General features: G+C 70.8%; 24 protein-coding genes. 8 read left to right on the top strand and 16 right to left on the bottom strand.

Features of this window, described 5'->3' with window-relative positions; translation table 11 throughout:
* Positions 1-226 precede the first annotated feature (226 nt).
* Positions 227-1,993: a glycosyl hydrolase family 18 protein gene (locus ACZ6S6_RS04470; protein ID WP_469703913.1), complete on the top strand. Its 1,767-nt coding sequence runs from the start codon at positions 227-229 to the stop codon at positions 1,991-1,993.
* A 65-nt stretch (positions 1,994-2,058) separates the two neighbouring features.
* Here ACZ6S6_RS04470 and ACZ6S6_RS04475 read toward each other — a convergent pair whose 3' ends face one another.
* The 3 genes from ACZ6S6_RS04475 to ACZ6S6_RS04485 are packed head-to-tail and all read right to left on the bottom strand — an operon-like array spanning position 2,059 to position 5,484.
* Positions 2,059-2,805 (bottom strand): succinate dehydrogenase/fumarate reductase iron-sulfur subunit, encoded by a 747-nt coding sequence (locus ACZ6S6_RS04475; protein ID WP_362953097.1) that lies wholly within the window; start codon positions 2,803-2,805, stop codon positions 2,059-2,061.
* Positions 2,802-4,751 (bottom strand): fumarate reductase/succinate dehydrogenase flavoprotein subunit, encoded by a 1,950-nt coding sequence (locus ACZ6S6_RS04480; protein ID WP_469704240.1) that lies wholly within the window; start codon positions 4,749-4,751, stop codon positions 2,802-2,804. Before ACZ6S6_RS04480 ends, ACZ6S6_RS04475 begins: the two co-directional genes overlap by 4 nt.
* Positions 4,752-4,776: 25 nt before the next feature.
* Positions 4,777-5,484, bottom strand: coding sequence for a succinate dehydrogenase (locus ACZ6S6_RS04485; RefSeq protein WP_362953095.1), 708 nt, complete (start codon positions 5,482-5,484; stop codon positions 4,777-4,779).
* Between the two features lie 95 nt (positions 5,485-5,579).
* On the opposite strand from ACZ6S6_RS04485, the gene ACZ6S6_RS04490 reads away from it, so the two are divergent.
* Positions 5,580-6,497, top strand: coding sequence for a LysR family transcriptional regulator (locus tag ACZ6S6_RS04490; protein WP_469703916.1), 918 nt, complete (start codon positions 5,580-5,582; stop codon positions 6,495-6,497).
* 34 nt (positions 6,498-6,531) lie between these two features.
* On the opposite strand, the gene ACZ6S6_RS04495 is transcribed toward ACZ6S6_RS04490, so the two are convergent.
* Positions 6,532-8,706: a putative bifunctional diguanylate cyclase/phosphodiesterase gene (locus tag ACZ6S6_RS04495; protein ID WP_362953091.1), complete on the bottom strand. Its 2,175-nt coding sequence runs from the start codon at positions 8,704-8,706 to the stop codon at positions 6,532-6,534.
* On the bottom strand, positions 8,703-9,521 hold the full coding sequence (locus ACZ6S6_RS04500) for an SAM-dependent methyltransferase (protein WP_362953089.1): 819 nt from the start codon (positions 9,519-9,521) through the stop codon (positions 8,703-8,705). Before ACZ6S6_RS04500 ends, ACZ6S6_RS04495 begins: the two co-directional genes overlap by 4 nt.
* Before the next feature lie 1,277 nt (positions 9,522-10,798).
* On the opposite strand from ACZ6S6_RS04500, the gene ACZ6S6_RS04505 reads away from it, so the two are divergent.
* The gene (locus ACZ6S6_RS04505; RefSeq protein ID WP_362953087.1) at positions 10,799-11,566 is read left to right on the top strand and encodes a bestrophin-like domain; all 768 of its coding nucleotides are present in this window, start codon (positions 10,799-10,801) and stop codon (positions 11,564-11,566) included.
* A gap of 359 nt (positions 11,567-11,925) precedes the next feature.
* Entirely contained in the window at positions 11,926-12,480 is a 555-nt protein-coding gene (locus tag ACZ6S6_RS04510) for a hypothetical protein (RefSeq protein WP_469703919.1), read from the top strand.
* A 92-nt stretch (positions 12,481-12,572) separates the two neighbouring features.
* Here ACZ6S6_RS04510 and ACZ6S6_RS04515 read toward each other — a convergent pair whose 3' ends face one another.
* Complete coding sequence (locus ACZ6S6_RS04515; RefSeq protein ID WP_469703921.1) at positions 12,573-13,223, bottom strand: hypothetical protein; 651 nt, start codon at positions 13,221-13,223, stop codon at positions 12,573-12,575.
* Between the two features lie 314 nt (positions 13,224-13,537).
* Between ACZ6S6_RS04515 and ACZ6S6_RS04520 the strand changes: the two genes are divergently transcribed.
* A complete protein-coding gene (locus ACZ6S6_RS04520) occupies positions 13,538-14,197 on the top strand; it encodes a class F sortase (protein WP_362953081.1) in 660 nt (219 codons plus the stop codon).
* Between the two features lie 50 nt (positions 14,198-14,247).
* Here ACZ6S6_RS04520 and ACZ6S6_RS04525 read toward each other — a convergent pair whose 3' ends face one another.
* On the bottom strand, positions 14,248-15,090 hold the full coding sequence (locus tag ACZ6S6_RS04525) for a polysaccharide deacetylase family protein (RefSeq protein ID WP_469703923.1): 843 nt from the start codon (positions 15,088-15,090) through the stop codon (positions 14,248-14,250).
* A 165-nt stretch (positions 15,091-15,255) separates the two neighbouring features.
* On the opposite strand from ACZ6S6_RS04525, the gene ACZ6S6_RS04530 reads away from it, so the two are divergent.
* Positions 15,256-15,717, top strand: a complete 462-nt coding sequence (locus ACZ6S6_RS04530) for a universal stress protein (protein WP_362953077.1) — start codon at positions 15,256-15,258, stop codon at positions 15,715-15,717.
* A gap of 199 nt (positions 15,718-15,916) precedes the next feature.
* Positions 15,917-16,486 carry a sigma-70 family RNA polymerase sigma factor gene (locus tag ACZ6S6_RS04535; RefSeq protein WP_362953075.1) on the top strand — a complete coding sequence of 190 codons (570 nt, stop codon included), beginning with the start codon at positions 15,917-15,919 and terminating at the stop codon, positions 16,484-16,486.
* Here the strand turns inward: ACZ6S6_RS04535 and ACZ6S6_RS04540 are convergent.
* Complete coding sequence (locus ACZ6S6_RS04540) at positions 16,420-16,617, bottom strand: zf-HC2 domain-containing protein (RefSeq protein ID WP_362953073.1); 198 nt, start codon at positions 16,615-16,617, stop codon at positions 16,420-16,422. The genes ACZ6S6_RS04535 and ACZ6S6_RS04540 overlap by 67 nt on opposite strands.
* A gap of 123 nt (positions 16,618-16,740) precedes the next feature.
* Between ACZ6S6_RS04540 and ACZ6S6_RS04545 the strand changes: the two genes are divergently transcribed.
* Positions 16,741-17,256, top strand: a complete 516-nt coding sequence (locus tag ACZ6S6_RS04545; protein WP_469703926.1) for a hypothetical protein — start codon at positions 16,741-16,743, stop codon at positions 17,254-17,256.
* Positions 17,257-17,343: 87 nt separating this feature from the next.
* Here the strand turns inward: ACZ6S6_RS04545 and ACZ6S6_RS04550 are convergent, their stop codons facing one another.
* The 8 genes from ACZ6S6_RS04550 to ACZ6S6_RS04585 all read right to left on the bottom strand — a co-directional run bounded on the left by ACZ6S6_RS04550 (position 17,344) and on the right by ACZ6S6_RS04585 (position 24,299).
* The gene (locus ACZ6S6_RS04550) at positions 17,344-18,534 is read right to left on the bottom strand and encodes a sensor histidine kinase (protein ID WP_362953069.1); all 1,191 of its coding nucleotides are present in this window, start codon (positions 18,532-18,534) and stop codon (positions 17,344-17,346) included.
* Positions 18,531-20,012 (bottom strand): sodium/solute symporter, encoded by a 1,482-nt coding sequence (locus ACZ6S6_RS04555; RefSeq protein WP_469703930.1) that lies wholly within the window; start codon positions 20,010-20,012, stop codon positions 18,531-18,533. Before ACZ6S6_RS04555 ends, ACZ6S6_RS04550 begins: the two co-directional genes overlap by 4 nt.
* Entirely contained in the window at positions 20,009-20,371 is a 363-nt protein-coding gene (locus tag ACZ6S6_RS04560) for a hypothetical protein (RefSeq protein WP_362953065.1), read from the bottom strand. The genes ACZ6S6_RS04555 and ACZ6S6_RS04560 overlap by 4 nt, the downstream gene beginning before the upstream one ends.
* A gap of 64 nt (positions 20,372-20,435) precedes the next feature.
* On the bottom strand, positions 20,436-21,188 hold the full coding sequence (locus ACZ6S6_RS04565) for a LytR/AlgR family response regulator transcription factor (RefSeq protein ID WP_362953063.1): 753 nt from the start codon (positions 21,186-21,188) through the stop codon (positions 20,436-20,438).
* Positions 21,189-21,248: 60 nt separating this feature from the next.
* Positions 21,249-22,109 (bottom strand): Fpg/Nei family DNA glycosylase, encoded by an 861-nt coding sequence (locus ACZ6S6_RS04570; protein ID WP_469703932.1) that lies wholly within the window; start codon positions 22,107-22,109, stop codon positions 21,249-21,251.
* Between the two features lie 34 nt (positions 22,110-22,143).
* The gene (locus tag ACZ6S6_RS04575; RefSeq protein WP_469703934.1) at positions 22,144-23,001 is read right to left on the bottom strand and encodes an amidohydrolase family protein; all 858 of its coding nucleotides are present in this window, start codon (positions 22,999-23,001) and stop codon (positions 22,144-22,146) included.
* Between the two features lies 1 nt (position 23,002).
* Positions 23,003-23,314, bottom strand: a complete 312-nt coding sequence (locus ACZ6S6_RS04580) for an L-rhamnose mutarotase (protein WP_145766931.1) — start codon at positions 23,312-23,314, stop codon at positions 23,003-23,005.
* Between the two features lies 1 nt (position 23,315).
* Entirely contained in the window at positions 23,316-24,299 is a 984-nt protein-coding gene (locus tag ACZ6S6_RS04585; RefSeq protein ID WP_469703937.1) for an aldo/keto reductase, read from the bottom strand.
* Positions 24,300-24,465: the final 166 nt, after the last annotated feature.

Raw genomic sequence — 24,465 nt, forward strand, 5'->3', positions numbered from 1 at the left:
CCTATTTGCCCTACCGGTTGCCGGTTCGGGCAAGCAAAGAGGAATGAAACAGTAAAGAACGTTGACAGTTAGCTGGTCCAGACCAATTATGGGCATGCCTCACGGCCGCACCTGCCGTGCGGAACGTGATCTCCCGGCCGGGATTCACAGGAACGGGCCGCGCCCCTCACCGGGCGCGGCAGAGCCGTGCGATCCGCCCGTTGTCTCACTCCGCTGGGAGCTACCCATGAGACGTCCAAGAACAGTCGCCGCCGTCCTGAGCGCGCTGGCCACGGCCGTCGCGTCAGCAGGTCTGGTCCTCGGATCAGGCGCCGGCGCACAGGCCGCCGCAACCGCCGCCACCCCCCTGCCCGCGCATGTCTTCGCCCCGTACTTCGAGGCGTACAACGGAGACAGCCCGGCCGCGCTCGCACAGGCGTCCGGTGCCAAGTATCTGACCATGGCCTTCGTCCAGACCGAGGCCCGCGGTTCCTGCACCCCTTACTGGAACGGCGATTCGAGCACCCCGATCGCCCAGTCCGAGTACGGCGCCGACTTCACGACCATCCGGTCGCGCGGCGGCGATGTCATCCCGTCGTTCGGCGGGTACGCGGCCGACAACGGCGGCACCGAGATCGCTGACAGCTGCACGAACGTCGACTCCATCGCCGCGGCGTACGAGAAGGTCATCACGACCTACGACGTGTCCCGCCTCGACATGGACATCGAGGACAACTCGCTGGAGAACAGCGCCGGGGTCGACCGCCGCAACAAGGCGATCAAGAAGGTTCAGGACTGGGCCGCCGCCAACGGCCGCTCGGTGCAGATCTCGTACACCCTGCCGACCACGACCAGCGGTCTCGCCTCCAGCGGGCTCGCGGTCCTCAAGAACGCGGTGACCAACGGCGCCCAGGTCGATGTCGTGAACCTCATGACGTTCGACTACTACGACGGCGCCTCGCACAACATGGCGCAGGACACCCAGACATCCATCACCGGACTGAAGGGCCAGCTCGCCAAGCTCTACCCGTCGAAGACCGAAGCGCAGCTGTGGGGCATGACCGGCATCATCGAGATGCCCGGCATCGACGACTACGGCCCGGCCGAGACGTTCACCACGGCCGACGCCACCGCGGTCTACGACTGGGCCGTCTCCAAGGGCATCAGCACCCTGTCGTTCTGGGCGCTCCAGCGCGACAACGGCGGCTGCCCCGGCACCGGAGGCAGCGACACCTGCTCCGGGATCGCGCAGGACACCTGGTACTTCAGCCACACGTTCGCACCGTTCACCACCGGTGGCACGGGCCCGGTGACGGACGACTACTCCGTGGCCGTCGCACCCGGTTCGGCGACGGTCGCTCCCGGCGGGTCGGCCACGGCGACCGTGAGCACCGCGGTCACCTCCGGCAGCGCCAAGACCGTCGCGCTGACGACGAGCGGGGCGCCGGCCGGTGTGACGGCCGCGCTCAGCCCGACGTCGGTCACCGCGGGCGGGACGTCGACGCTGACCGTCACCGCCTCGGCCTCGGCGGCGCCCGGCACGTACAAGGTCAGTGTGACCGGTGCCGCGGGCACGCTCAGCCACGCGGCGACCTTCACGCTGACGGTCTCCGGACCGGGAGGCGGCACCGGAGCGCTGGTCAACGGCGACTTCGAGACGGGTTCGCTCGGCCCCTGGACCTGTGAGTCCGGCGGCTCGGTCATCTCCACTCCGGTGCACGGCGGTACGCACGCGCTCGCAGTGGCGGCCACCGCTTCGCAGACCGGCGAGTGCACGCAGACGCTCACCCTGTCCCCCAACACCAAGTACACGCTCAGTGGCTGGGTGCAGGGCAACTACGGCTACCTCGGTGTGAAGGGCGGCGCCACGGCGAACACCTGGGGTTCGTCGAGCGGTTACGCCAAGCAGTCGGTGCCCTTCACCACCGGGTCGAACGGTACGGTGACGGTCTATCTGCACGGCTGGTACGCGCAGGGCACGGTCTACGGTGACGACCTCTCCGTGACCTCCTGACCCACGGGACGACGGAGCCCCGGCTCCGGAGGCGGGCAGCCTCCGGAGCCGGGGCCCCGGCCGGCTCAGCGGTGGACCTTGCGGGTCGCGCGCAGCCACTCCTTGTTCATCGCGGAGATCGACGGCAGCGGGATGCCCTTCGGACAGGCCGTGGCGCACTCCCCCGTGAGGGTGCAGCCGCCGAAGCCCTCGCTGTCCATCTGCCCCACCATGTCCAGGACCCTGGTCTCGCGCTCGGGGGCGCCCTGCGGCAGGACGTTCAGGTGGTTGACCTTCGCCGAGGTGAACAGCATCGCCGAGCCGTTGGGGCAGGCCGCCACGCAGGCACCGCAGCCGATGCACTCGGCGTGCTCGAAGGCGAAGTCGGCATCGGGCTTGGGCACGGGGGTTGCGTGCGCGTCCGGGGCCGTACCGGTCGGGGCGGAGATGTAGCCGCCGGCCTGGATGATCCGGTCGAAGGCGGAGCGGTCTACCACCAGGTCCTTGACGACCGGGAAGGCCGAGGCCCGCCAGGGCTCGATGTCGATGGTGTCGCCGTCCTCGAAGGACCGCATGTGGAGCTGGCACGTGGTGGTGCGCTCCGGGCCGTGGGCGTCCCCGTTGATGACCAGGCTGCACGCGCCGCAGATGCCCTCGCGGCAGTCGTGGTCGAAGGCGACGGGGTCGTCACCGGCGAGGATGAGTTCCTCGTTGAGGGTGTCGAGCATCTCCAGGAACGACATGTCCCGCGAGATGCCCTCCACCCGGTAGGTGGACATGGCGCCGGGGGCGTCGGCGTTCTTCTGCCGCCAGACGCGCAGGGTGAGCTTCATGCGTAGCTCCGCTGAGTGGGGTGGACGTACTCGAAGACGAGGTCTTCCTTGTGCAGGACGGGAGCGTCCCCGGTGGCGGTGAACTCCCAGGCCGCGGCGTAGGAGAACTCCTCGTCGCGCCGGGCGGCCTCACCGTCCGGGGTCTGCGACTCCGATCGGAAGTGGCCCCCGCAGGACTCCGCCCGGTGCAGGGCGTCGAGGCACATCAGCTCGGCGAGCTCCAGGTAGTCGACGATGCGGTTGGCCTTCTCCAGTGACTGGTTGAACTCCTCGCCGGTGCCGGGGACCCTGATGCGGCGCCAGAACTCCTCGCGGATCTCCGGGAGCCGGTCGAGGGCTTTGCGCAGCCCCTCCTCGGTGCGGGCCATGCCGCAGTACTCCCACATGAGTTCACCGATCTCCCGGTGGAAGGAGTCGGGGGTCCGGTCGCCGTCGACCGCCAGCAGCAGACTGAGCCGGTCCTCGGTGTCCGCGACGGCCTCCTCCACCTCGGGGTGCGAGGCGTCGACCGCTTCGTGGTGCGGGTTGCGGGCCAGGTAGTCGTTGATGGTCGACGGCAGGACGAAGTAGCCGTCGGCGAGTCCCTGCATCAGCGCGGAGGCTCCGAGCCGGTTGGCGCCGTGGTCGGAGAAGTTGGCCTCGCCGATCGCGAACAGGCCGGGGATCGTGGTCTGGAGGTCGTAGTCGACCCAGAGTCCGCCCATCGTGTAGTGCACGGCGGGGTAGATCCGCATCGGTGTCTCGTACGGGTTCTCCGCGGTGATCTGGGCGTACATGTCGAAGAGGTTGCCGTACTTCTCCTCGACCTTCGCCCGGCCCATCCGCTGGACGGCCTCGGCGAAGTCCAGATAGACACCCTGCCCGCCGGGACCGACTCCGCGACCCTCGTCGCAGACGTTCTTCGCGGCGCGGGAGGCGATGTCGCGGGGCACGAGGTTCCCGAAGGCGGGGTAGACGCGCTCCAGGTAGTAGTCGCGCTCGTCCTCGGGGATCTCGTTCGCGGGGCGGGTGTCACCCTTGGCCTTCGGGACCCAGATGCGGCCGTCGTTGCGCAGCGACTCGCTCATCAGCGTCAGCTTGGACTGGTGCTCGCCGGTGCGCGGGATGCAGGTGGGGTGGATCTGGGTGAAGCACGGGTTGGCGAAGTACGCGCCGCGCCGGTGGGCGCGCCAGATGGCGGTGGCGTTGGAGTTCATGGCGTTGGTCGACAGGTAGAAGACGTTGCCGTAGCCGCCGCTGGCCAGCACGACCGCGTCGGCGAAGTACGTGTCGATCTTCCCGGTGACCAGGTCGCGGGCGATGATGCCGCGGGCCTTGCCGTCGACGACGACCAGGTCGAGCATCTCGGTACGGGGGTGCAGTTCGACGTTGCCCGCGGCGATCTGCCGGGACAGGGCCTGGTAGGCGCCGAGGAGCAGCTGCTGACCCGTCTGGCCGCGGGCGTAGAAGGTGCGGGAGACCTGGACGCCGCCGAAGGAGCGGTTGTCGAGGAGGCCGCCGTACTCACGGGCGAAGGGAACGCCCTGTGCCACGCACTGGTCGATGATCTCGACGGAGATCTGGGCGAGCCGGTGCACGTTGGACTCACGGGCGCGGAAGTCGCCGCCCTTGACGGTGTCGTAGAAGAGCCGGTGGACCGAGTCGCCGTCGTTGCGGTAGTTCTTCGCCGCGTTGATGCCGCCCTGGGCGGCCACCGAGTGGGCCCGGCGGGGCGAGTCCTGGAAGCAGAACTGGACGACGTGGTAGCCCTGTTCGGCCAGCGTGGCACCGGCCGAGCCGCCGGCCAGGCCGGTGCCGACGACGATGACGGTGTGCTTGCGGCGGTTGGCCGGGTTGACCAGTTTCGCCTCGAAGCGGCGGGTGTCCCAGCGTTCGGCGACGGGGCCGCCGGGAGCGCGGGTGTCGGCGAGGGGCTCGCCGGTCGCGTAGTCCGTGTAGTCGTTCATGCCAGCGTCCGTGTAGTCGTTCATGTCAGCTCACCACTCCGGTCATGACGGCGACGGGTACGGAGACGAAGCCCAGCGTCAGCACCAGTGCGAGCACGTTGGCGATGGTCTTCAGGGCACGCTCGCGGGTCGCGCGGCCCGCGCCGAGGGTCTGCGCCGCGCTCCAGAACCCGTGCTGCACGTGCAGCCCCATGGCGAGCATGGCGACGATGTAGATGACGTTGCCGTACCAGGTGGAGAAGGTGTCGACGACGTTCTGGTACGGGTGTCCGGACTGGAAGCCGCCGGAGTGCACGGTGCCGGTGGTCAGGTCCAGGATGTGCCAGACGATGAACAACGCGAGGATGATGCCGCCGTAGCGCATCGTGTTGGTGGCATAACTGGCGCGCGGCTTGCGGTGCACGTACTTGCTGGGCCGGGCCCGGAGGTCACGGCGGCTGAGCTGGTACGCGGAGACGGCGTGCAGCACCACGGCGGCGACGAGCACCAGCCGGACGATCCACAGCGCCCACTCGTGGTGCAGGAACGGCTCGCCCATCACGCGCAGCCAGTGCGCGTAGCCGTTGAACTCGTCCGCCCCGAAGAAGATCTTCAGGTTGCCGACCATGTGGACGACCAAGTAGAGGAGCATGATCAGACCGCTCACGGCCATGATCGTCTTCTTGCCGACGGACGAGTCCCAGAGCGTACGCGTCATGGACGGCCGTCGGTCCGTCCGTGTTGCCAATGCCATGGACACGACGCTAGGGCCGGAGGACCCGATCAGTCCAAGACATGGGGCGGCTCATATCCATAGGCACTGACTATCGGCCGAGCTATGCTGAGTGTATGCAGTTTCAGCAGCTCATGTACTTCGTGGCCGTCGCCGAGGCCCGGCACTTCACCCGCGCCGCGGAGGAGGTACATGTGTCCCAGCCCTCCCTCTCGCAGCAGATCAGGGCACTGGAGAACGAGCTCGGGGCCGAGCTGTTCAGCCGCGCCCGCGGGAACATCGCGCTGACCGACGCGGGCGAGGCACTGCTGCCGCTGGCCCGGCGCATCCTGGCCGACGCGGACACCGCCCGGCACGAGGTCCAGGAGCTGGCCCAGCTGCGCCGCGGCCGGGTCCGGCTCGGGGCGACGCCCAGCGTCTGCACGGGGCTGCTGCCCGACGTACTGCGCGCCTTCCACGATCTGCACCCGGGCATCCAGCTGCTGCTGGAGGAGGGCGGTTCGCACGACCTGGTACGGGAGCTGGCTCGCGGCGCCCTCGATCTGGCCCTGGTGGTGCTTCCGCTCCCCGCGGCCTCGCCGGCCCTGACCACGGTCGAGCTGCTCCAGGAGGATCTGGTGGTGGTCTCCTCGGCGGACGGCCCGCGCCCCGGCCGGGGCGCCGGCGTGCGGATCGCGGATCTGCAGGGCGAGCCGCTGGTGATGTTCCGGCACGGCTACGACCTGCGGGAGCTGACGGTGGCCGCCTGCCGGGCCGAGGGCTTCGAGCCGTCGTTCACCGTGGAGGGCGGCGAGATGGACGCGGTGCTCGGTTTCGTACGGGCCGGTCTCGGCATCGCCGTGGTCCCGAGCATGGTGGCGACCCGGGCGGGCCACGACCTGCGGACGACCCCACTGGCGAAGCCGGGGCTGCGCCGCACGATCGCGCTGGCGCACCGCAGTGACGTGGCGCCGCCGCGCGCGGCGCGCGAATTGCAGCGGGTGCTGCTGGCGAGCCGGGCGGACGCGTTGCCCTCAGGCACCGGACAGGCCTGAGCCGGACGGGCTTGAGGACAAGGCGTCGCCCGGCTCACACGGCGTCGGCCAGCAGCAGCGCGTGGATCCGGTCCGGGGCTCCCGGACGCGCGTAGTACCAGCCCTGGGCCGTGTCACAGCCCAGCTCCCGCAGCTGCTCGGCCTGGGCGCCCGTCTCCACGCCCTCGACCGTCACCGCCAGGCCCAGGCTGTGCGCGAGCGACACGATCCCCTCGACGATCTTCAGGTCCACCGGATCGGCCGGATGGTGCTGCATCCCCTGGGTGAAGGAGCGGTCCAGCTTCAGCACACTCACCGGCAGCCGCCGCAGGTTCGCCAGGTTCGAGTACCCGGTGCCGAAGTCGTCGAGCGCTATGCCGACGCCCATGTCGGCCAGTTGGCGCAGCGGCTTCAGCAGGTCGTCATCGGCGCCGATGAGCGCCGACTCGGTGACCTCGAGACACAGCGCCGCGGGCTCCAGGCCGGACCGCTCCAGGACGTCGACGGTCTCGCTGACCAGGCGCGGGTGGTGCAGCTGGGCCGGCGAGAGGTTGACGTTGATCCGCAGGGGGCCGCCGTCGGTGTGCCGCTCCTGCCAGAAGTTGGCCTGCCGTACCGATTCCTCCAGCACCCAGCGGCCGAGCGGCACGATCAGCCCGGTGTGCTCGGCGAGCGCGATGAACCGGTCGGGACCCAGTACGCCGTGCTGCGGGTGGCACCAGCGCACCAGCGCCTCCGCCCCGTGCACCGAACCGTCCCCGAGGTGCACCAGCGGCTGGTACTCGATGAAGAACTCGCCGCGGTCCAGCGCGGCCGGCAGCGCCGTGGTCAGCCCGTGCCTGGTGATGGCACGCGCGTCCGCCTCGGCGTCGGCCAGCTCGAAGCGGTTGCCGCCCGCGGACTTGGCCCGGTACATCGTGATGTCGGCGCTGCGCAGCACCTCGGCGGCGCTGCGTTCACCGGCCGGGCCCTCGACGACCCCGATGGACCCCCGGACGGTCAGCTCACGACCGTCAAGGCGGATCGGTGTGGCGAGCACCCCGAGAATCCGGCAGGCGAGCTCGTCGACCTCCGAGGCCGTGTCGGGACCGGTCGTCAGGGCCACGAACTCGTCGCCGCCGAGCCGCGCCACCATCTCGCCCGGCGCGGTCGCACAGCTCTGGAGCCGGTCCGCGACCTCGACGAGCAGCCGGTCGCCCGAGGCGTGGCCCAGGCTGTCGTTGATCGCCTTGAAGCCGTCCAGGTCCAGATAGCAGAGGCCGAAACGGCTGCCGTCACCGGCCGAGAGCGCTTTCTCGAGACGCTCGAAAAAAAGCGTCCGGTTCGGCAGGCCGGTGAGCGCGTCGTGCGTGGCCTCGTACCGCAGACGCAGATTCAGCAGCCTGCGCTCTGTGGTGTCCTCCATCAACGCCAGCTGGTACTCCGGCCGGCCCTCGGCGTCGCGCAGCAGGGACACCGTCAGATTGGTCCACAGGACGGTGCCGTCGTTGCGGTAGAACGCCTTCTCGATCCGGTAGTGCTCGCGCTCGCCGCTCACCAGCTCGTTGTAGTACGTCCAGACCTTCGGGGAGTCCTCGGGGTGGACCCACTCGTTGACGCGGTGGCTGCGCACGTGGTGGTCGAGTCCGCCGAACATCCGGGTGAGCGTGTCGTTGACCTCCAGCACATTGCCGTCGAGGTCGGCGATCCCGATGCCGATGGCCGCGTCCTTGAAGACGGCCCTGAACCGCGCCTCGGTGGCGTGCAGCGCCTGTTCGGCGTCGGAGCGCGCGGAGAGCGCCGAGCGGGCGATGGCCTCCTGCTCGGCGAGGGTCCGCTCACGCAGGGCCTGGGAGAAGCCGCCCGCGACGGCGTGCTGGATGCGGGCACAGCGGGACCGGCTGTCCTCGGTCGCCAGTGCCACCGGTCCGTTGCTTCCGCAGTAGAGGACGAGGTAGGAGTCGACGACGCCGAGCGTGGAGCTGAGCGCGTCCGGGTCCGTGCAGTGCGCCGCGACGAGCGCGCCGCCCACCGCGGTCGCCGATGCGGCGTCGAACGGGCGGGCGTGCAGGGTGTCGCTGAGCGTGCGGGCCAGCGGGAGCAGATGCTGTTCGAACTCCGGCCGGGTCAAGGAGGTGGCCGTCGACGGGAAGATGGCCCGGCTCCAGATCGTGGCGAATCGCCGGAGCCGGTCCTCGGGGCCGTCGGGCTCCGCGTCCGGTGCGCCGGACGACTGGGCGGGAATGCTCACGCCTTGCGTCCCACTCCTGCGAAGCCCGAAAAGGCAAATGGGTCTTCATTTGCCTGCACGACCGGGGTGTCGGGGTGCCAGTGCGGCATCGGCACGAGGCCCGGGTCGACCATCTCGTATCCGTCGAAGAACCGGCTGACCTCGTCGCGCGAGCGCATGACCAGCGGATTGCGGATGTTCTTGTACACCCCGACCGCGCCGCCGGCCTCCTCCTCGGTCAGCGGGACGCCCTCGTACGAGGCGTGGGTGATGACGATGAGGCTGCCGGGGGCCAGGATGTCGCGCAGTTGCGCGACGGCCGTGTGCGGGTCGTCGGAGTCCTCGATGAAGTGGAGTACGGCGACGAGCAGCAGCGCCACCGGCCGGTCGAGGTCGAGGAGTTCGGAGATCTCCGGATTGTCCCGGATCTCCTGCGGGCGGCGCAGATCGGCGGTGGCGATCACCGCTCCGGAATTGCCCGCGAGTACGGCCTGGCTGTGTGCGACCGCGACCGGATCGTGGTCGACGTACGCCACCCGGGCCGCCGGGTCGATCCCCTGAGCGACCTCATGGACATTGCCGAAGGTCGGTATCCCGGAACCGATGTCCAGGAACTGGGAGATCCCCTCACCGAGTGCGTAGCGCACCGCGCGGCGCATAAAAGCACGGTTCGCCTGCATGATCTTGGGAAGTCCCGGCATGAACTCCATGGCCTTGCGAGCCGCTTCCCGGTCCACCTCGAAATTGTGCGAGCCGCCCAGATAGAAGTCATACATTCGGGACACGCTCGGCACCGAAATGTCTATGCCTTGCGGTGCCCAGGCTGGACGCTCCATCGATGTCTCCAACAAGTCGCCACGGCGATCCGGCCATGTTCATGGTCAGTGTTGACCAGAGGCTACTGATCGGCCGCCAGGAGAGCGAGCGGAAACGGAAATTAGCGGTCCGTTATTGGTCACACCCGTGGCAACTGCAACCGTTCCGTCGCTGCGTGTGACATTCGGGCGACAGGACCCAAGGAAAAAGTTCGCAATAGAACTACTTTGACGGACCGGCCGACTCGGCGTTGAGGGACGCCCCTCACCATGTACCCCCGGCAGCAGGGTGGTTGGTGCCACCGCGCTCTCGCCGCCGCCCCGCGCGGCCGTGACATTGCCGACGGGCACCGGTGGCCGGACTTTCGTGCAGTCGCCTTCGCAATTCGCCCCCGGCGGGCTCGCGGTGGCCTTGTCGAATCGGAAGCGCGTGAATCCCCCGCCGGCGTTCAGCGCCCTGCCCACTCGGCACCCCACCCTGACCGCGCGCCGCCGTCGGCGCCAACAGGGTTGCCACAGCCGCCGTGTGGGAGGTGCCCGCCAGGTGTTCATGTCAACTCCCCTGATACTCAAGCCAGTTGCGACTCAGGGCGTGTCGCTCATGCGCCTGGTTACGTCCACCGGGGTCCATTTTGTTCAATGCGTCCGCAGAATTTCCCCCAGCCGCAAACACCCAGTGCTTCAGGTCCCCACCATCAGGGGAATCCGGCGGGTGTACGGCGTGCCGCCGTGCGGCCCGGAACATGCTCCCCGTCGTGTACGGATCACTCATAGGCCGGCTCTCCGCGGCCGTCGCACTCATCTGGCTGTTGACCGCCCCGGCGCCCGCAGTGGCCGACAACTGTGCGTACGCCTCGATCGGCGACGACGGGGGCAGTTCGGCGGCCGCCAGCAGTGGTGACGGCAGCTGCCATGCGGGGCCGAAGCCCCAGCCCGCTCCACCACCACCGCCACCCCCCGCTCCGCCGCCTCCCTCTCCTCCCCCTCCTCCGCCGCCACCTCCGCCGCTCCCTCCCCCGCCGGCGCCACCCTCGCCACCCACGCCACCCGCACCGCCCGAACCCGAGCCGGCACCTCCGCCCCCTCCGCCGCCTCCGCCTCCCTCGCCCTCCCCGTCTCCGTCCCCCTCCGTACGCCCCACGCCCCGGCCGGTGGCGCTTCCCGCCTACCGCAGACCGGTGCGGAAGGCACCGGAACGCCATACCTCCCTGGTCACGCTCAGCTTGATGATCACAGCCCCCGCGGTGTTCGCCGTCGCCGTGCTGCGGCCCCGTTCCCGATGACCTCCGGAGACCCACATGTCGGAATGGCTTGTTCTCACCTTCGCCATGGTCGCGGCCAGCGCCGTGGTGCTCACCATCGCCGTGCTCAACAACCGCCGGCTACCCGAGGACGACGACCCGTCCGAAACCCCTGACGTCATCGAGTACATGACGATGATGATCGGCGTGGTCTACGCGATCGTGCTGGGCCTCGCCATCGCGGGTGTCTGGGAGGGCCGCGGCGCCGCGCAGGAGTACGTACGCCAGGAGGCCCAGGCGCTCCACGAGGTCGACGTGCGCTCGTCCGTCTACCCGGCCGAGGTACGCACCCGGATCCGCGCCGATGTCGACGCCTACGTCAGCTACGTCGTCCATGACGAGTGGCGGACCATGATCGACCACGGCACGCTCGGCGACCGCGGCGCGAAGCTCCTGGACCGGGTGCGCGCCGACGTCACGGACTACGAGCCGAAGACGGACCACGAGGGAGAGGCGTATCAGCCACTGGTCGACCAAGTCGCCGCGGCCGACGACGCCCGCAGCGCGCGCGGGCAGAGCGCCGGAGCCACCATGCCGGGCGTCGTATGGTTCGGGCTGATCATCGGGGCACTGGTGACCGTGGGGCTCATCTTCACCCTGCAGATCCGACGCACCTTCCGCGAACTCCTGCTGGCCGGCCTCTTCAGCGTCCTGATCGCCTTCCTGCTCTTCCTGATCTGGGACTTCGACTCGCCCTTCGGCCGGGGCCTCTCGGCCACCGCCGCCCCCTTCCTCGATCTGTTCCCCCGCGCGTCGGGCGGTTAGGGCCTGTATTGGGTTGTCACGCGGAAGAAGGAGCGGGGCTGGGTGCGTACGATCGCAAGGCGCCGGAGCGCCCTTGTAGCGGAGCTACCAGGGCGTTTCGGCAACGCAGGAGGGGGCCCCTCCCTGCTCGAGCGAAGCCGAGAGCTTGGGGGAGTGCGTGCCCAGCCCCGCGACGCCGCGGGACAACCCAATACAGGCCCTGGCTCATGCGCCGCTCGGGGGACAACGGTGCCCCATTGGACGGACCCCGATCGCGGGCGAAATGCGCCACTTCTAGCGTTGGCGGCGTCGAGGTGCATTTCTGACGCTTTGTGGGAATCCGTTCCACAACTGCTCCTCGGGGACCCGGAGGAATCACCATGCGCGCAATACGTGTCGCCCCCGTCGCTCTGCTCGGCGCCGCAGCACTCGCCCTGACCGCCCCGGCCGTGACCGCGTATGCCGCAGTGTCGGGGGGACCCTCCAACAGCGGGAGCGGGTACACCGTCACGCCGTCGGTGATCGCGCCGGGCGGCCAGGTGACGCTGGCCGCCAAGGGGTGCTCGACCACGGCCACGGCGTCCTCCGGCGTGTTCGACACCGTCACCATCCCCAGGGGCGGCACCGCCAGGGCAACGGTCGACTGGGACGCCAAACCGGCCGCCGCCTACGAGGTGACGTTCACCTGCAACACCTCGCCGAGCTCCATGGCCAAGGTGAACCTCACGATCGGCGCGGCCACGAGCACCCCCACCACCAGCTCCACCAGCACCACGAGTTCGACGGCCTCCCCGGCCGGCGTGCAGGGTGGTCTGGGCGGCAGCATCGACAGCCCGAACACCGCGATGATCGTGGGCGGCACCGCGCTCGCGGTGGCCGCCGCGACCAGCACCGTCTTCGTGGCGCGGCGACGCAGGGAGAACCGTTCGCACTGACCGGCACCGCCGGCCGAGACGCAGGTCGCCCCGGGTCCTGTCACAGGACTCGGGGCGACGTGGTTATCGGGCCGGCCGGTATGTCCGCGAGGTCAGACCGCCCCATGGCTCATCCTCCGGCGGCGCATGACGTACATGCCTCCGCCGAGGACCGCCGAGGCGACCAGACCCGCGCCGACACCCATGTCCGCCGGGCTCGCGGCCATCGAGCCGCCGAGGCCGCCCTGCGCGCCCCGGCTGTTGAGCACGGTGAACCGGTGCCCGGCCGTCCGGTCGGTGCCGTCGCAGCGCACCGTCAGGTTGTAGGAGCCGGGCGTCGCGTCATTGAGGATCCGGACCCTGGCGTGACCGACCCGGCCCGCCGAAAGCCTCGTGGTCCGGAAGGCGTTGGACGAGACGCTGCCGCCGCGGCCGCAGCCGTCGGCGCTGACCTGCATGGCCGCGCCCTGGTGCACGCGCTCGGGGTCGACGGTCACGTTGTTCGGGCCGTTGTTGCGGCCGTTCCCGTTGCCGTTGCCGTTCCCGTTCCCGTTCCCGTTGCCGTTGCCGTTGTTGTTGCCGTTCCCGTTGTTGTTCCCGTTGCCGTTGCCGTTCTCCCAGTCTCCGGGGGCGTTCCAGTCGTTCTGGCTGTTCCCGTTGTTCTGGCCGTTCCCGACGTCTCCACCGGCTGCTGCCATCGGGGCACCGAGCCCGAGAGCGGCGACGGCGGTCGCGGCGACAACGAGAGCGCGTGTAGCACGCATCGTTCGAACCTCCAGCGGGAAGCGCCCCCGGAGCTCTGTGCACCGGGATGAATCGACGAGAACGCCTCCCATGACGAACCCTCACCAGATCCTTGATCCACCGCATTTCGACACTGCTCCACCCCGGTGATCCGACACACCGTGCGCGCGCCCGGGAAAGTGATGGATGCGCAGGTCACAGAGCGTCAGAACTTTTATCCGCGCACTACTCCGATACGCAACCGCCCACCGGGCCGCCACCCGTTCGCCCTTCTCTGATCGCCGCCCGGCCGCCCCGCGCCTAGCGTTCCCCTCGTCGCGACGAAGGGAGAACCATGGGCCGGGACAACTGGCGCCCCGAACGGATCAGACACTCGCCCTGGGGCGCGCTCGCCCTGGTGATGCTCACCGGTCTCGCACTGATGCGGAACGGCGCGGACCTCTCGCCCGGACCACCGCAGCCGGTCGCCGCCACCTCGGTCGGCCACCAGAAGGACGCTCCCGCGGCGCCGGCGTCCGGCCCGGTGGTGAAGCCGCTGGCGTACGCCCCCGTCGACCGCGTCGCCATCCCCTCGATCCAGGTCGACGCGCCGGTCATCGATGTGAACCTGGACCCGGACGGCTGGATCGAGACACCGCCCCCGCAGGACCCCAATCTCGCGGGCTGGTACCAGAACGGCATCGCGCCGGGGCAGCTCGGCACCTCGGTCGTCGTCGGCCACGTCGACAACATGGCGGGCCCGGCCGTCTTCTACAGCCTGGGTTCAATGAAGAAGGGCAGCCGCATCGAGGTCTCCCGCAGCGACGGCCGGGTCGCGGTGTTCGAGGTCTACGGTGTCGAGGTGTTCGCGAAGAACGACTTTCCCGGCGCCCGGGTGTACGGCGACACCGGCAAGGCGGAACTGCGGGTCATCACCTGCGGCGGCGGATTCACGAAGGCCGGCGGCTACGACGGCAACGTCGTGGCCTTCGCCCGCCTGGTCGCTACCCGCTGACAGCCGCTGCCGGGGGGCGGGCCCGTCCCCGGCAGCGGCCGCCGCACGGCTCAACGGCGCCGCGGCACCGTGAGCCGGTACCCGTCGTCCAGCAGCTCCGGCAGATAGCGGCCCAGCGCGGCCACACTCTGCGAACGGTTGCCGCCCGCATCGTGTGACAGCACCACGACGCCGGGTGCCGCCCCCTCCCTGACCCGGTGGACGATGCTGTCGGTGCCGGGAACCGTCCAGTCCAGCGTGTCCACGGTCCAGGCCATCGGCTCCATGCCCATCGCCGCGCCGATCTCGAAGGAATTGCGGTTCCAGGCCCCGTAGGGCGCCCGGTACCAGAGCGGCGAAGCGCCGGTGATCTTCTCGATCACCTCGCTGGTACGGCCCAGCTCGTCGGTGATACCCGCCCGGGAGAGCTTGGTGACCAGCGGGTGCGTCCACGAGTGGTTGCCCACCGTGTGACCGTCGTCGGAGATCCTGCGCACCAGGTCCTGGTTGTCGTTGGCCATCTCCCCGCAGAGGAAGAACATCGCCCGCACGTCGTGCTTCCGCAGCGTGTCCAGGATGTGCGGGGTGTAGAGCGGGTCCGGGCCGTCGTCGAAGGTCAGCACCATCGCACGCCCGATGTCGGGCAGCTTCTCGAACGGCCGGGTACGGACGGGGGGCGCCGCGGGGCGGTAGCGAGGCGGAGTATTCGCTGTCATGGGTCTCAGACGATAGGACAGCGGCTTGGTCCGGAGAGCCGACTGCGGCCCCGCCGCGACGGTGGACGGCGCCGTGGGGCGCCGGAAGGGGGTGCCTGCGGTGTCCGTGGCCACCAGGCGCACGACGGAGGCCGCGCCCAACCCGGCGGCCAGCCTCAGCAGCGTCCTGCGCATCGGCGGCCTCTGATCATTTCTCATGACCAACTGCTCGCACGTCCGTGCTCCCACCCCCCTCAACGACACCGTTCGCGCGGGGTTTCGCACCCGATGGAGGGAGCCCGTCCGCGGCAACCGGCGTCTTGCCTCCGGGGCCGCCGGGAGCCCGGCGGGGCGGCCGCCGCGGGAGCGGATAGCCTCACTGCCGTGACAGACCAGCAGCCTCACCAGTTCGAACGTGGCACAGACGGCCCAAAAGTGATCGTCGCGGGCCTCGACGGTTCGGAATCCTCCATGCGCGCCGCGGCCTATGCCGCCGGTCTCGCCCGTCGGCAGAGGGCCATGCTCGCCCTCGTCTATGTACAGCCCGTGCTGCCCGCGGGTGCCGCGCTCGGTGCGCCGGTCGGCGATACGACCGGAGAGGTCGCGGAGGGCCTGGTGAACGAGATCCGGGAGTCGACCGAGCGGCTGAAGGACGTATGGGATGTGCGCTGGGAGTTCCACACCTTCCGCGGTGATCCGTACAACGGGCTGGTGACGGCGGCGAACGAACTCAAGGCGGACGCCGTGGTGGTGGGCGCGTCGGAGTCCGCGGGGCACCGTTTCATCGGCTCGGTGGCCGTCCGTCTGGTGAAGGCGGGTCACTGGCCCGTCACCGTCGTCCCGTAGGCCCGGTACTCCCCCGCCCCAGGCGCTCCACGGCGCCGCCCGACCGCTCACCGCACCATTCGCCGCCCCGTGCGACCGCTCGTCGCACGGGGCGGCGTTTGTCCTGTTCCCCCGGGCCCGAATGCGTTCGTATACGCGAGTCAGCAGTCAGTGCCCCTCCCGAAGGCGGCAGGGGCCTCCGCGGGGAAGGGCGTTCACCATGACCACGACGACGACCGATGAGCGGGCCCTCGCGGATCTGCAGCGTGAGCACGGCCCGGCGCTGTTCCACTTTCTGCTCGGTCTGACCTTCGGCGACCGGCAGCGGGCCGAGGACCTGCTCCAGGAGACCCTGGTGCGGGCCTGGCAGCACCCGGAGGCCTTCGACGGCCCGTACGAGTCGATGCGGCCCTGGCTGTTCACCGTGGGACGCCGGCTGGCGATCGACGCCCGCAGGTCACGGCTGGCCCGGCCGGCCGAGGTGGGCGACGCGGTGCTGGAGAGCGCCCCGTGCGGGCAGGACGCCGCGGAGTCCGCTGTCGCCGCGCTCGATGTGCGCGAGGCGGTGCGCACCCTCAGCCCGGAGCACCGGGCGGTGCTGGTGCAGATCTACTTCCGCGGGCTCAGCGTGGGCGAGACGGCTCAGGTGCTCGGGATTCCGGCCGGGACCGTCAAGTCCCGTTCGTACTACGCACTGCGCCTGCTCTCCCGCAATCTGCCCGGCTACTCCAGCAGGTCCTCCTCGCTGAGCAGCGCCAGCAGTGCCGCGGCCTCCGCCAGCGCCGCGTAGTCGGCGGCGCAGCGGTGGCAGCTCCGCAGATGGCGGGAGACCTCCAGCGCCTCCGGGGCCGGGAGCGCGTCCAGCACGTAGGCGCCGAGCAGGTGCCTCATGTGCGGTCCCTCCCCGGGGGTGGCGGTCATCGCATCCTCTTGTCTGTGACGGATCGGGTCCGACGGATCCTGTCCTTCTGGCCACGCGGGGCGCGCTCCCCCGGTTCAATGCTGCGTGTAGGGGCGTACCGAGAACGGAATGAGGCGAGCGGGATGCGTCCGGAACGTCATGACGGATCCAGTGGCGGCGGGCTGCTGATCCCGATGGCCTGGATGTACGCGGAGTACATCGCCGACGAACTGCTGCGGACCGGTGAGCTGATGGAGCCGGCGACGCTGGAGTACCGGGCGGGGCGCGATGCGCTCGCCCTCACCGTCTTCCTCTCCGACGGTGCGGTGGCCGAGGCCCTCCCCGCCACCCGGGTGGACGAACTGCGGCTGCTGACGGCGTACGGGACGCCGTGGCGCGGCTGGGTCTGCGAGCGGCTCGACGCGCTGGAGGCGGCGCAGGGCGGCCCGGACCCGGACCTGGCGCTGGCACAGGCGGCCTGGCGGTGGCTGGAGGACACCGAACTGCTGGCGGCCGACCTCGACGCGATCGGCCCGCTGCCCCGGGAGCCGGCCGACGGCCCGCGGGACCCGGAGGCGGAGGGGGCGCCGGCCCAGGTGTGGACGCCGGCCTGGCAGCTGGGGCTGCCGCTGGGACACCTCTCGATCCACCTGTACTGAGGAACCGGGTACCGGGTACTGGGCACTGGGCACTGGGCACTGGGCACTGGGCACTGGCTACCGTGCACACAGGGACTGCCCGCCGCTTCAGGAACCGTGCACCCCGGCGCGGTATTTCGGCAGCCTCACCGTGATCCGCATTCCGGCGCCGATGCCCGTCTCGATGACGAGCCCGTAGTCGTCCCCGTACACCTGGCGCAGCCGTTCGTCCACGTTGAGCAGGCCGACCCCGGTGGACCTGCCGCCCTCGCCGCGCAGGATGTGGCGCAGCCGTTCCGGGTCCATGCCGATGCCGTCGTCCTCGATGACGACCTCGGCCTCGGAACCGGCGTCCAGGGCGCTGATGGTGATGCGGCTGGAGGTGACCGCTCCTTCGAGCCCGTGTTTGACGGCGTTCTCCACGAGGGGCTGGAGGCAGAGGAACGGCAGGGCGACGGGCAGTACCTCGGGGGCGACCTGGAGGGTGACCGAGAGCCGTTCGCCGAAGCGGGCGCGGACCAGGGCCAGGTACTGGTCGATGGAGTGCAGTTCGTCGGCGAGGGTGGTGAAGTCGCCGTGGCTGCGGAACGAGTACCGGGTGAAGTCGGCGAATTCCAGCAGGAGTTCGCGGGCCTGCTCGGGGTCGGTGCGGACGAACGAGGCGATGGCGGCCAGGGAGTTGAAGATGAAGTGCGGGGAGATCTGGGCGCGCAGGGCCCTGATCTCGGCCTCGATGAGCTGGGTGCGCGAGCGGTCGAGCTCGGCGAGTTCCAGTTGTACGCAGACCCAGCGGGCGACCTCGCCGGCGGCCCTCGCCAGGACCGCCGACTCCCGCGGGGCATAGGCGATCAGGGCTCCGAGGACGCGGTGGTCGACGGTGAGCGGCACGGCGACGGCCCACCGCAGCGGGCAGTCCAGATCGTCGCAGTCGCTGCGGAAGGCGGTGTCGCGGCCGGTGGCGAGCAGGTCCTCCACCTGTTCCATGACGTGTTCGCCGTGGTGGCCGCCCTCCCCGTCCCAGACCAGGATCCGGTCACGGTCGGTCAGGCACAGAGCATCGGTGCCGAGCAGTGAGCGCAGCCGGCGGGCGGACTTGCGGGCGCTGTCCTCGGTGAGTCCGGCGCGCAGCGGCGGCGCGGCCAGGGAGGCGGTGTGCAGGGTCTCGAAGGTGGCGTGCTCCACGGGGGTGCCGACGTCGCTGGTACGGAGGGGGCGGGCGGTGCGCCGGCCGAGGAGCAGGCCCCCGACCGCCGGCAGCAGGACGAGGAGCACGATGACGGCGTACCCGGCCCCGGTCACCGGTGCCTCCCCGAGGTGAGCGCTTCGGGCAGGTGGAAGCGGGTCATGGCGGCATTGGTGCCGACCGGTATCCGGCCGGGTGTGGCCAGCGAGACGAGGATCATGGCGAGGAAGCCGACGGGTACGGACCAGACGGCGGGCCAGGCGAGCAGGGCGTGCGGCCAGCCGGGCGGGCGCACCGCGCCGCTGACGGTGATGGCGACGGAGAGCAGCGCGGAACCGCCGCCGAGGAGGAGCCCTGCGATGGCGCCCGGCGGGGTGAGCCGGCGCCACCAGATGCCGAGGACCAGCAGCGGGCAGAAGGAGGACGCCGACACCGCGAACGCCATCCCCACCGAGTCCGCGACCGGCACCCGGCTGACCATCAGTGAACCGGCGAGCGGGACGGAGATGGCGAGGACCGTGGCCAGCCGGAAGTGCCGTACCCCGCGCGGGGGCAGGACGTCCTGGGTGATGACTCCGGCGACGGCCATGGTCAGTCCGGAGGCGGTGGACAGGAACGCGGCGAAGGCGCCGCCGGCGATGAGCGCGCCGAGCAGGTCGCCGCCGAGCCCGCCGATGACCCGGCCGGGCAGCAGCAGCACGGCGGCGTCCGCGTCCCCGCCCGGTATCAGCTCGGGGGCGTACAGCCTGCCGAGCGCGCCGTAGACGGGCGGCAGCAGGTAGAAGACGCCGATCAGGGCGAGGACGGCGACGGTGGTGCGGCGGGCGTCGCGGCCGTTGGGGCTGGTGTAGAAGCGGACGACGACGTGCGGCAGGCCCATGGTGCCGAGGAAGGTGGCGACGATGAGCCCGTAGGTGGCGTACAGCGGGTGGTCGGCGCGGAAGACGGACAGTTGCTCGTCGAAGGTGACGCGGGGCCGTCCGTCGCCCTGCCAGGCCAGTACCAGGAAGATGGCCGGGACCAGGAGCGCGGTCAGCTTCAGCCAGTACTGGAAGACCTGGACGAAGGTGATGGAGCGCATCCCGCCCGCGGCGACGGCCAGGACGACCACGGAGGCGACGAGGACGTCGCCGAGCCAGCCGGGCGCCCCGGTGAGGATCTTCAGGGTGAGCCCGGCGCCCTGGAGCTGCGGCACGAGGTAGAGCCACCCCGCTCCGACGACGAGCACGCTGACGAGCCGGCGCACCTGCCGGGATTCGAGCCGCCCCTCGGCGAAGTCGGGCAGTGTGTACGCCCCCGAGCGGCGCAGCGGCGCGGCGACGAAGACCAGCAGCACCAGATAGCCGGCGGTGTAGCCCACCGGGTACCAGAGCATGTCGGGCCCGTGTACGAGCACCAGTCCGGCGATGCCGAGGAAGGAGGCGGCGGAGAGGTATTCGCCGCTGATCGCGGCCGCGTTGAGGCGTGGCCGTACGGTGCGCGAGGCGACGTAGAAGTCGGAGGTGGTGCGGGAGATGCGCAGCCCGAACCCGCCGACGAGGACGGTGGCGGATACGACGGCGGCGACGGCCACCACCGCGTACGTGCGGCTCACTGTGCGGGGCGGCCTTCCACGAGCCGGGCGAAGTCGTGCTCGTTGCGCTCGGCCCGGCGCACGTACCACCAGGCGATCAGGGTGAGCGGCGGGTAGGCGGCGAAGCCCAGGACGGCCCAGACGACGGCGTCGCTGCGCAGGGCCGCGAAGACCAGCGGCAGGGTTGCGGCGACGACCGCGAGCACGGTGAAGGCGCTGAGCCCCGCGCGCAGTTGGCTGCGCATCAGCGAGCGCACGTAGGCACCGCCCAGCGCGGTCTGTTCGTCGATCTCCGACTGTGTGCGGTAGCGCGGCAGCGGACGCACCCGCCGGGGCTCCCCCGTCACCACTTCACGCCGGGGCGTTGACTCTGCGGTCATGGGGCCGGAGTGTACGCAGCACCCGACCCCGGTGGGAAGGGATGCGAACGCGGGTCGCCCCTGGTCAGCGGCCGCCCTGCCGCATCAGCAGATCGCGCAGGGCGCGGGTGTGGCGGCGGCTGACGGCGAGTTCCGCGGTGCCGATGCGCACGCTCATGCTGCCCGCGTCGAGCCGCAGTTCGTCGATCCGGCCGAGGGCCACGAGGTGGCGGCGGTGGATGCGGACGAAACCGCGGGCCCGCCAGCGTTCCTCCAGGGTGGTCAGGGGGACGCGGACCAGGTGGCTGCCGGTGGCGGTGTGCAGCCGGGCATAGTCGCCCTGGGCCTCGGCGTAGGCGATGTCGTCGATCGGGACGAAGCGGATGACGCCGCCCAGTTCGACCGGGATCTGGTCGTGCGCGGTGTCGTGGAGGGGTGCGGAGCGGTCGCCGACCTGTTCGGCGACGCGGCGCACGGCTTCGGCGAGGCGCTCGCGGCGTACCGGTTTCAGGACGTAGTCGACGGCCTTGAGGTCGAAGGCCTGCACGGCGAAGTCCTCGTGGGCGGTGACGAAGACGATCAGCGGGGGCGCGGCGAACCCGGCCAGCAGCTGGGCGACGTCGAGCCCGGTGAGCCCCGCCATGTGGATGTCGAGGAAGACGACGTCGATGGCGGCCGCGTCCTGCGGTCCCGCGTCCACGGCGCCGCCGATGCGGCGCAGCGCCTCGGTGGCCCCGGTGGCTCCTTCGGCGCTGCGGATGCGGGGATCGGCGCGCAGGAGGTACAGGAGCTCCTCCAGGGCGGGTTCTTCGTCGTCGACGGCGAGTACGCGCAGCATGAGGCCGGAGTGTAGACCGGCCGGCCGGCGCGGACGGCGCGGAAGCTCACCGGCGGGCGGCTACTTGAGCAGTCTGGAGAGCCTGCGGTCGGCCAGCGGCTTCCCGCCGGTCTGGCAGGTCGGGCAGTACTGGAGCGAGGAGTCGCTGAAGGAGACCTCGCGGACGGTGTCCCCGCAGACCGGGCAGGCCTCCCCGGTACGTCCGTGGACCCGCATCCCGCTCCGTTTCTCCGCCTTGAGCCTGCCCGCCGCGAGTCCGGCGGAGCGGGCGACGGCGTCGTCCAGCGTGGTGCGCAGGGCCGTGTGCAGCCGGGTGATCTCGTCGTCGGTGAGATGCGCGGTGAGCTTGAAGGGCGACATCTTCGCGACGTGCAGGATCTCGTCGCTGTAGGCGTTGCCGATGCCGGCGATGAGCGACTGGTCGCGCAGCGCCCCCTTGATCTGCCGGCGTTCCCCGTCGAGCAGCGCGGCGAACGTGTCGCGGTCGAAGGTGGGGTCCAGCGGGTCGGGCCCGAGCCGGGCCACGCCGGGCACCTCGGCCGGGTCGTGGACGAGGTGGACGGCGAGGCGCTTGGTGGTGCCGGCCTCGGTGAGGTCGAAGCCGCCGCCGCCGGTGAGTACGGTGCGCAGCGCCAGGGGACCCTTGCCGGGGCGCGGCGGGGTGGCGGGGAAGGCGTCCTTCCACTGGAGCCAGCCGGCCCGTGCGAGATGGGTGACCAGGTGCAGGGGTCCGACGGCGATGTCCAGGAACTTGCCGTGCCGCCGGACACCGGTGACCGTGCCGCCGTCCAGTGCGGTGAGCGGCGGGTCGTACGTCTTCAGGACGCTGATGGCGAGCGGAGTCACGCGGTCGATCTCCCTGCCGGCCAGGTGGTCGACGAGGAAGACCCGCAGGGCTTCGACTTCCGGCAGTTCGGGCATGGCTCCCAGCCTGCCGCAGCCGTCGCCGCCCCGCCTACCGGAGGCCGTACACGCGCTCGGCTGTGGTGGCGAGGACGGCGTCCTGTTCGGCGGGTCCGAGGCCGTCCACGAGAGCGCGGGCGGCCTCGACGACCTCGGTGTACGTGGCGGCGAGCCGGCACACCGGCCAGTCCGAGCCGAACATCAGCCGGGACGGTCCGAAGGCGTCGATGACGGTGTCGGCGTACGGGCGCAGACCGGCGACGGTCCACGCGTGCGCATCGGCCTCGGTGACCAGGCCGGAGAGCTTGCACACGGTGTTGGGGAGGGCGGCGAGCGCCCGCACGTCATCAGCCCAGGGACGCATCTCTCCGGTGGCGACCGGCGGTTTGCCCGCGTGGTCGAGAACGAAGGTGAGGCCGGGCAGCAGTCGCGCGGCCCCGGCGGCGGCGGGCAGCTGGTGCGGCTGGACGATCAGGTCGTAGACGAGCCCGGCGTCGGCCACCGCGGCCAGGCCGCGCAGGACGTCGGCGCGCAGCAGCCATTCGGGGTCGGGTTCGCCCTGGACCTGGTGGCGCAGCGAGACGAGCCGGTCGCCGCCGGGAAGCTCGCGAAGGGCGGCCAGGGTGTCGGCGATGTCCGGCGCGGTGAGATCGCTCCAGCCCACGACGCCGGCGACGAGATCACTGCCGTCGGCGAGCGCGAGGAACTCGGGGGTCTCCTCCGCGACGGTGACGGTCTGCACGAGCACGGTGGCGTACACGCCGTTGGCACGGGCCTCCGGCTCCAGGTCCGCGAGGGTGAAGTCACGCCGCAGGGGCGCCAGTTCCTCGCCGGTGATCCACTCCTGGTCGCGTACCGCGAGGTCCCAGACGTGGTGGTGGGCGTCGACGATCCGCGGGGTGGCGGTCATCTCACAGCTCCCAGGCGACGGGGAGTCCGGCCTCGGCGCCGTCCGAGGAGTAGTCGTGCGCGACGTCGAGGAGCTCGTCCATCCTGGCCTGCCAGGCGACGTTGACGGGGAGTTCCTCCAGTTCGGCGAGGAGCCGGGCGTAGTCGTCGCACTCGATGACGTGGAACAGCTCGGTTCCGCTGCGCCAGATCGTCCAGGAGGTGGCGCCCGCCGCGCGGATCGCACGGGTCAGCTCGGCCGGGACCTCGCGGTGCGCGGCCTCGTACTGCGCTATGCGGTCCGCGCGGACCTTGGTGTGCAGGGCGATGCGCATGTCAGTTTCCGTTCTCGGTCAGCAGTCCCTCGTCGCGCAGCTCGTCCCAGAGGTCGTCGGGGACCGGTTCGCGCAGCAGTGCGGCGGCGTCACGCACCTCTTCCGGGGAGCGGGTGCCGACGAGGACGCCGGCGACGGCGGGGTGGGTGAGCGGGTAGTGCAGGGCGGCGGCGCGCAGGGGTACGCCGTGGCCCTCGGTGACGGCCTTCAGCCGCAGGGCCCGGTCCAGGAGGTTCAGGGGCGCGGCGGCGTAGTCGTACGTCGCGCCGGGGCGCGGGTTCGCGAGGAGGCCGGAGTTGAAGACCCCGCCGACGACGACGCTGCGGCCGCGGGCCGCGGCGGCGGGCAGCAGCTCGGTCAGGGCGGACTGGTCGAGGAGGGTGTAGCGGCCGGCGCAGAGCACCACGTCGACGTCGGTGTCGCGGACGAAGCGGGTGAGCATCGCGGTCTGGTTCATGCCGGCCCCGATGGCGCCGAGCAAGCCCTCCGCACGCAGCTTCTCCAGTTCCGGATAGGCCTCGTGGAAGGCGGCTTCCGCGTGGTCGTCCGGGTCGTGCAGATAGGCGATGTCGATGCGGTCGAGGCCGAGCCGTTCCAGGCTGTCCTCGATGCTGCGACGGACGCCGGCGGCACTGAAGTCCCAGCGGCGGCGGTGGGTGGCCCGCACGGCGAAGCCCTCGGAGAGCCCTTCGGACGCCTCGGGTCCGCCGTCGGGCAGCGGGTCGAGTACCCGGCCGACCTTGGTCGACAGTGTGTACGAGTCGCGGGGCCGGGCGCGCAGCGCCTCGCCGAGGCGTCGCTCCGAGAGGCCCAGCCCGTAGTGCGGGGCGGTGTCGAAGTAGCGGACGCCCTCGTCCCAGGCGGCGTCGACGGCGGCGGCGGCCCGCGCCGGTTCGACGGCGCTGAAGAGATTGCCGATGGCGGCCGCCCCGAAGGACAGCTCGGTGACCTCGACCGCACTGTTTCCCAGCCTGTTGTGCCGCATGCTTCTGCCGCCCTCCCCGATGATCGCTTGATGCACTCAGCAAATATTCATCGGATCACTTGGGCGCGTCAACACCTCGGAGGTCATCAACTACGGTAATTGCCCGGGAATCTGTCCGACCTATGGGTCGCCTCGTGAGTCCGGCGGCCGAATCCCGAACCGAACC

The sequence above is a fragment of the Streptomyces sp. NPDC048671 genome, assembly GCF_055587045.1.

Excerpts from the sequence above, each read along its gene's own strand:
- ACZ6S6_RS04580 (WP_145766931.1), bottom strand. The coding sequence starts at position 23,314 with ATGCGCATCGCCCTGCACACCAAGGTCCGCGCGGACCGCATAGCGCAG.
- ACZ6S6_RS04470 (WP_469703913.1), top strand. The coding sequence starts at position 227 with ATGAGACGTCCAAGAACAGTCGCCGCCGTCCTGAGCGCGCTGGCCACG.
- ACZ6S6_RS04520 (WP_362953081.1), top strand. The coding sequence starts at position 13,538 with ATGGGCCGGGACAACTGGCGCCCCGAACGGATCAGACACTCGCCCTGG.
- ACZ6S6_RS04565 (WP_362953063.1), bottom strand. The coding sequence starts at position 21,188 with ATGCTGCGCGTACTCGCCGTCGACGACGAAGAACCCGCCCTGGAGGAG.
- ACZ6S6_RS04560 (WP_362953065.1), bottom strand. The coding sequence starts at position 20,371 with ATGACCGCAGAGTCAACGCCCCGGCGTGAAGTGGTGACGGGGGAGCCC.
- ACZ6S6_RS04585 (WP_469703937.1), bottom strand. The coding sequence starts at position 24,299 with ATGCGGCACAACAGGCTGGGAAACAGTGCGGTCGAGGTCACCGAGCTG.
- ACZ6S6_RS04570 (WP_469703932.1), bottom strand. The coding sequence starts at position 22,109 with ATGCCCGAACTGCCGGAAGTCGAAGCCCTGCGGGTCTTCCTCGTCGAC.
- ACZ6S6_RS04505 (WP_362953087.1), top strand. The coding sequence starts at position 10,799 with ATGTCGGAATGGCTTGTTCTCACCTTCGCCATGGTCGCGGCCAGCGCC.
- ACZ6S6_RS04490 (WP_469703916.1), top strand. The coding sequence starts at position 5,580 with ATGCAGTTTCAGCAGCTCATGTACTTCGTGGCCGTCGCCGAGGCCCGG.
- ACZ6S6_RS04480 (WP_469704240.1), bottom strand. The coding sequence starts at position 4,751 with ATGAACGACTACACGGACTACGCGACCGGCGAGCCCCTCGCCGACACC.
- ACZ6S6_RS04510 (WP_469703919.1), top strand. The coding sequence starts at position 11,926 with ATGCGCGCAATACGTGTCGCCCCCGTCGCTCTGCTCGGCGCCGCAGCA.
- ACZ6S6_RS04575 (WP_469703934.1), bottom strand. The coding sequence starts at position 23,001 with ATGACCGCCACCCCGCGGATCGTCGACGCCCACCACCACGTCTGGGAC.
- ACZ6S6_RS04515 (WP_469703921.1), bottom strand. The coding sequence starts at position 13,223 with ATGCGTGCTACACGCGCTCTCGTTGTCGCCGCGACCGCCGTCGCCGCT.
- ACZ6S6_RS04525 (WP_469703923.1), bottom strand. The coding sequence starts at position 15,090 with ATGAGAAATGATCAGAGGCCGCCGATGCGCAGGACGCTGCTGAGGCTG.
- ACZ6S6_RS04540 (WP_362953073.1), bottom strand. The coding sequence starts at position 16,617 with ATGACCGCCACCCCCGGGGAGGGACCGCACATGAGGCACCTGCTCGGC.
- ACZ6S6_RS04535 (WP_362953075.1), top strand. The coding sequence starts at position 15,917 with ATGACCACGACGACGACCGATGAGCGGGCCCTCGCGGATCTGCAGCGT.
- ACZ6S6_RS04500 (WP_362953089.1), bottom strand. The coding sequence starts at position 9,521 with ATGGAGCGTCCAGCCTGGGCACCGCAAGGCATAGACATTTCGGTGCCG.
- ACZ6S6_RS04475 (WP_362953097.1), bottom strand. The coding sequence starts at position 2,805 with ATGAAGCTCACCCTGCGCGTCTGGCGGCAGAAGAACGCCGACGCCCCC.
- ACZ6S6_RS04485 (WP_362953095.1), bottom strand. The coding sequence starts at position 5,484 with ATGGCATTGGCAACACGGACGGACCGACGGCCGTCCATGACGCGTACG.
- ACZ6S6_RS04545 (WP_469703926.1), top strand. The coding sequence starts at position 16,741 with ATGCGTCCGGAACGTCATGACGGATCCAGTGGCGGCGGGCTGCTGATC.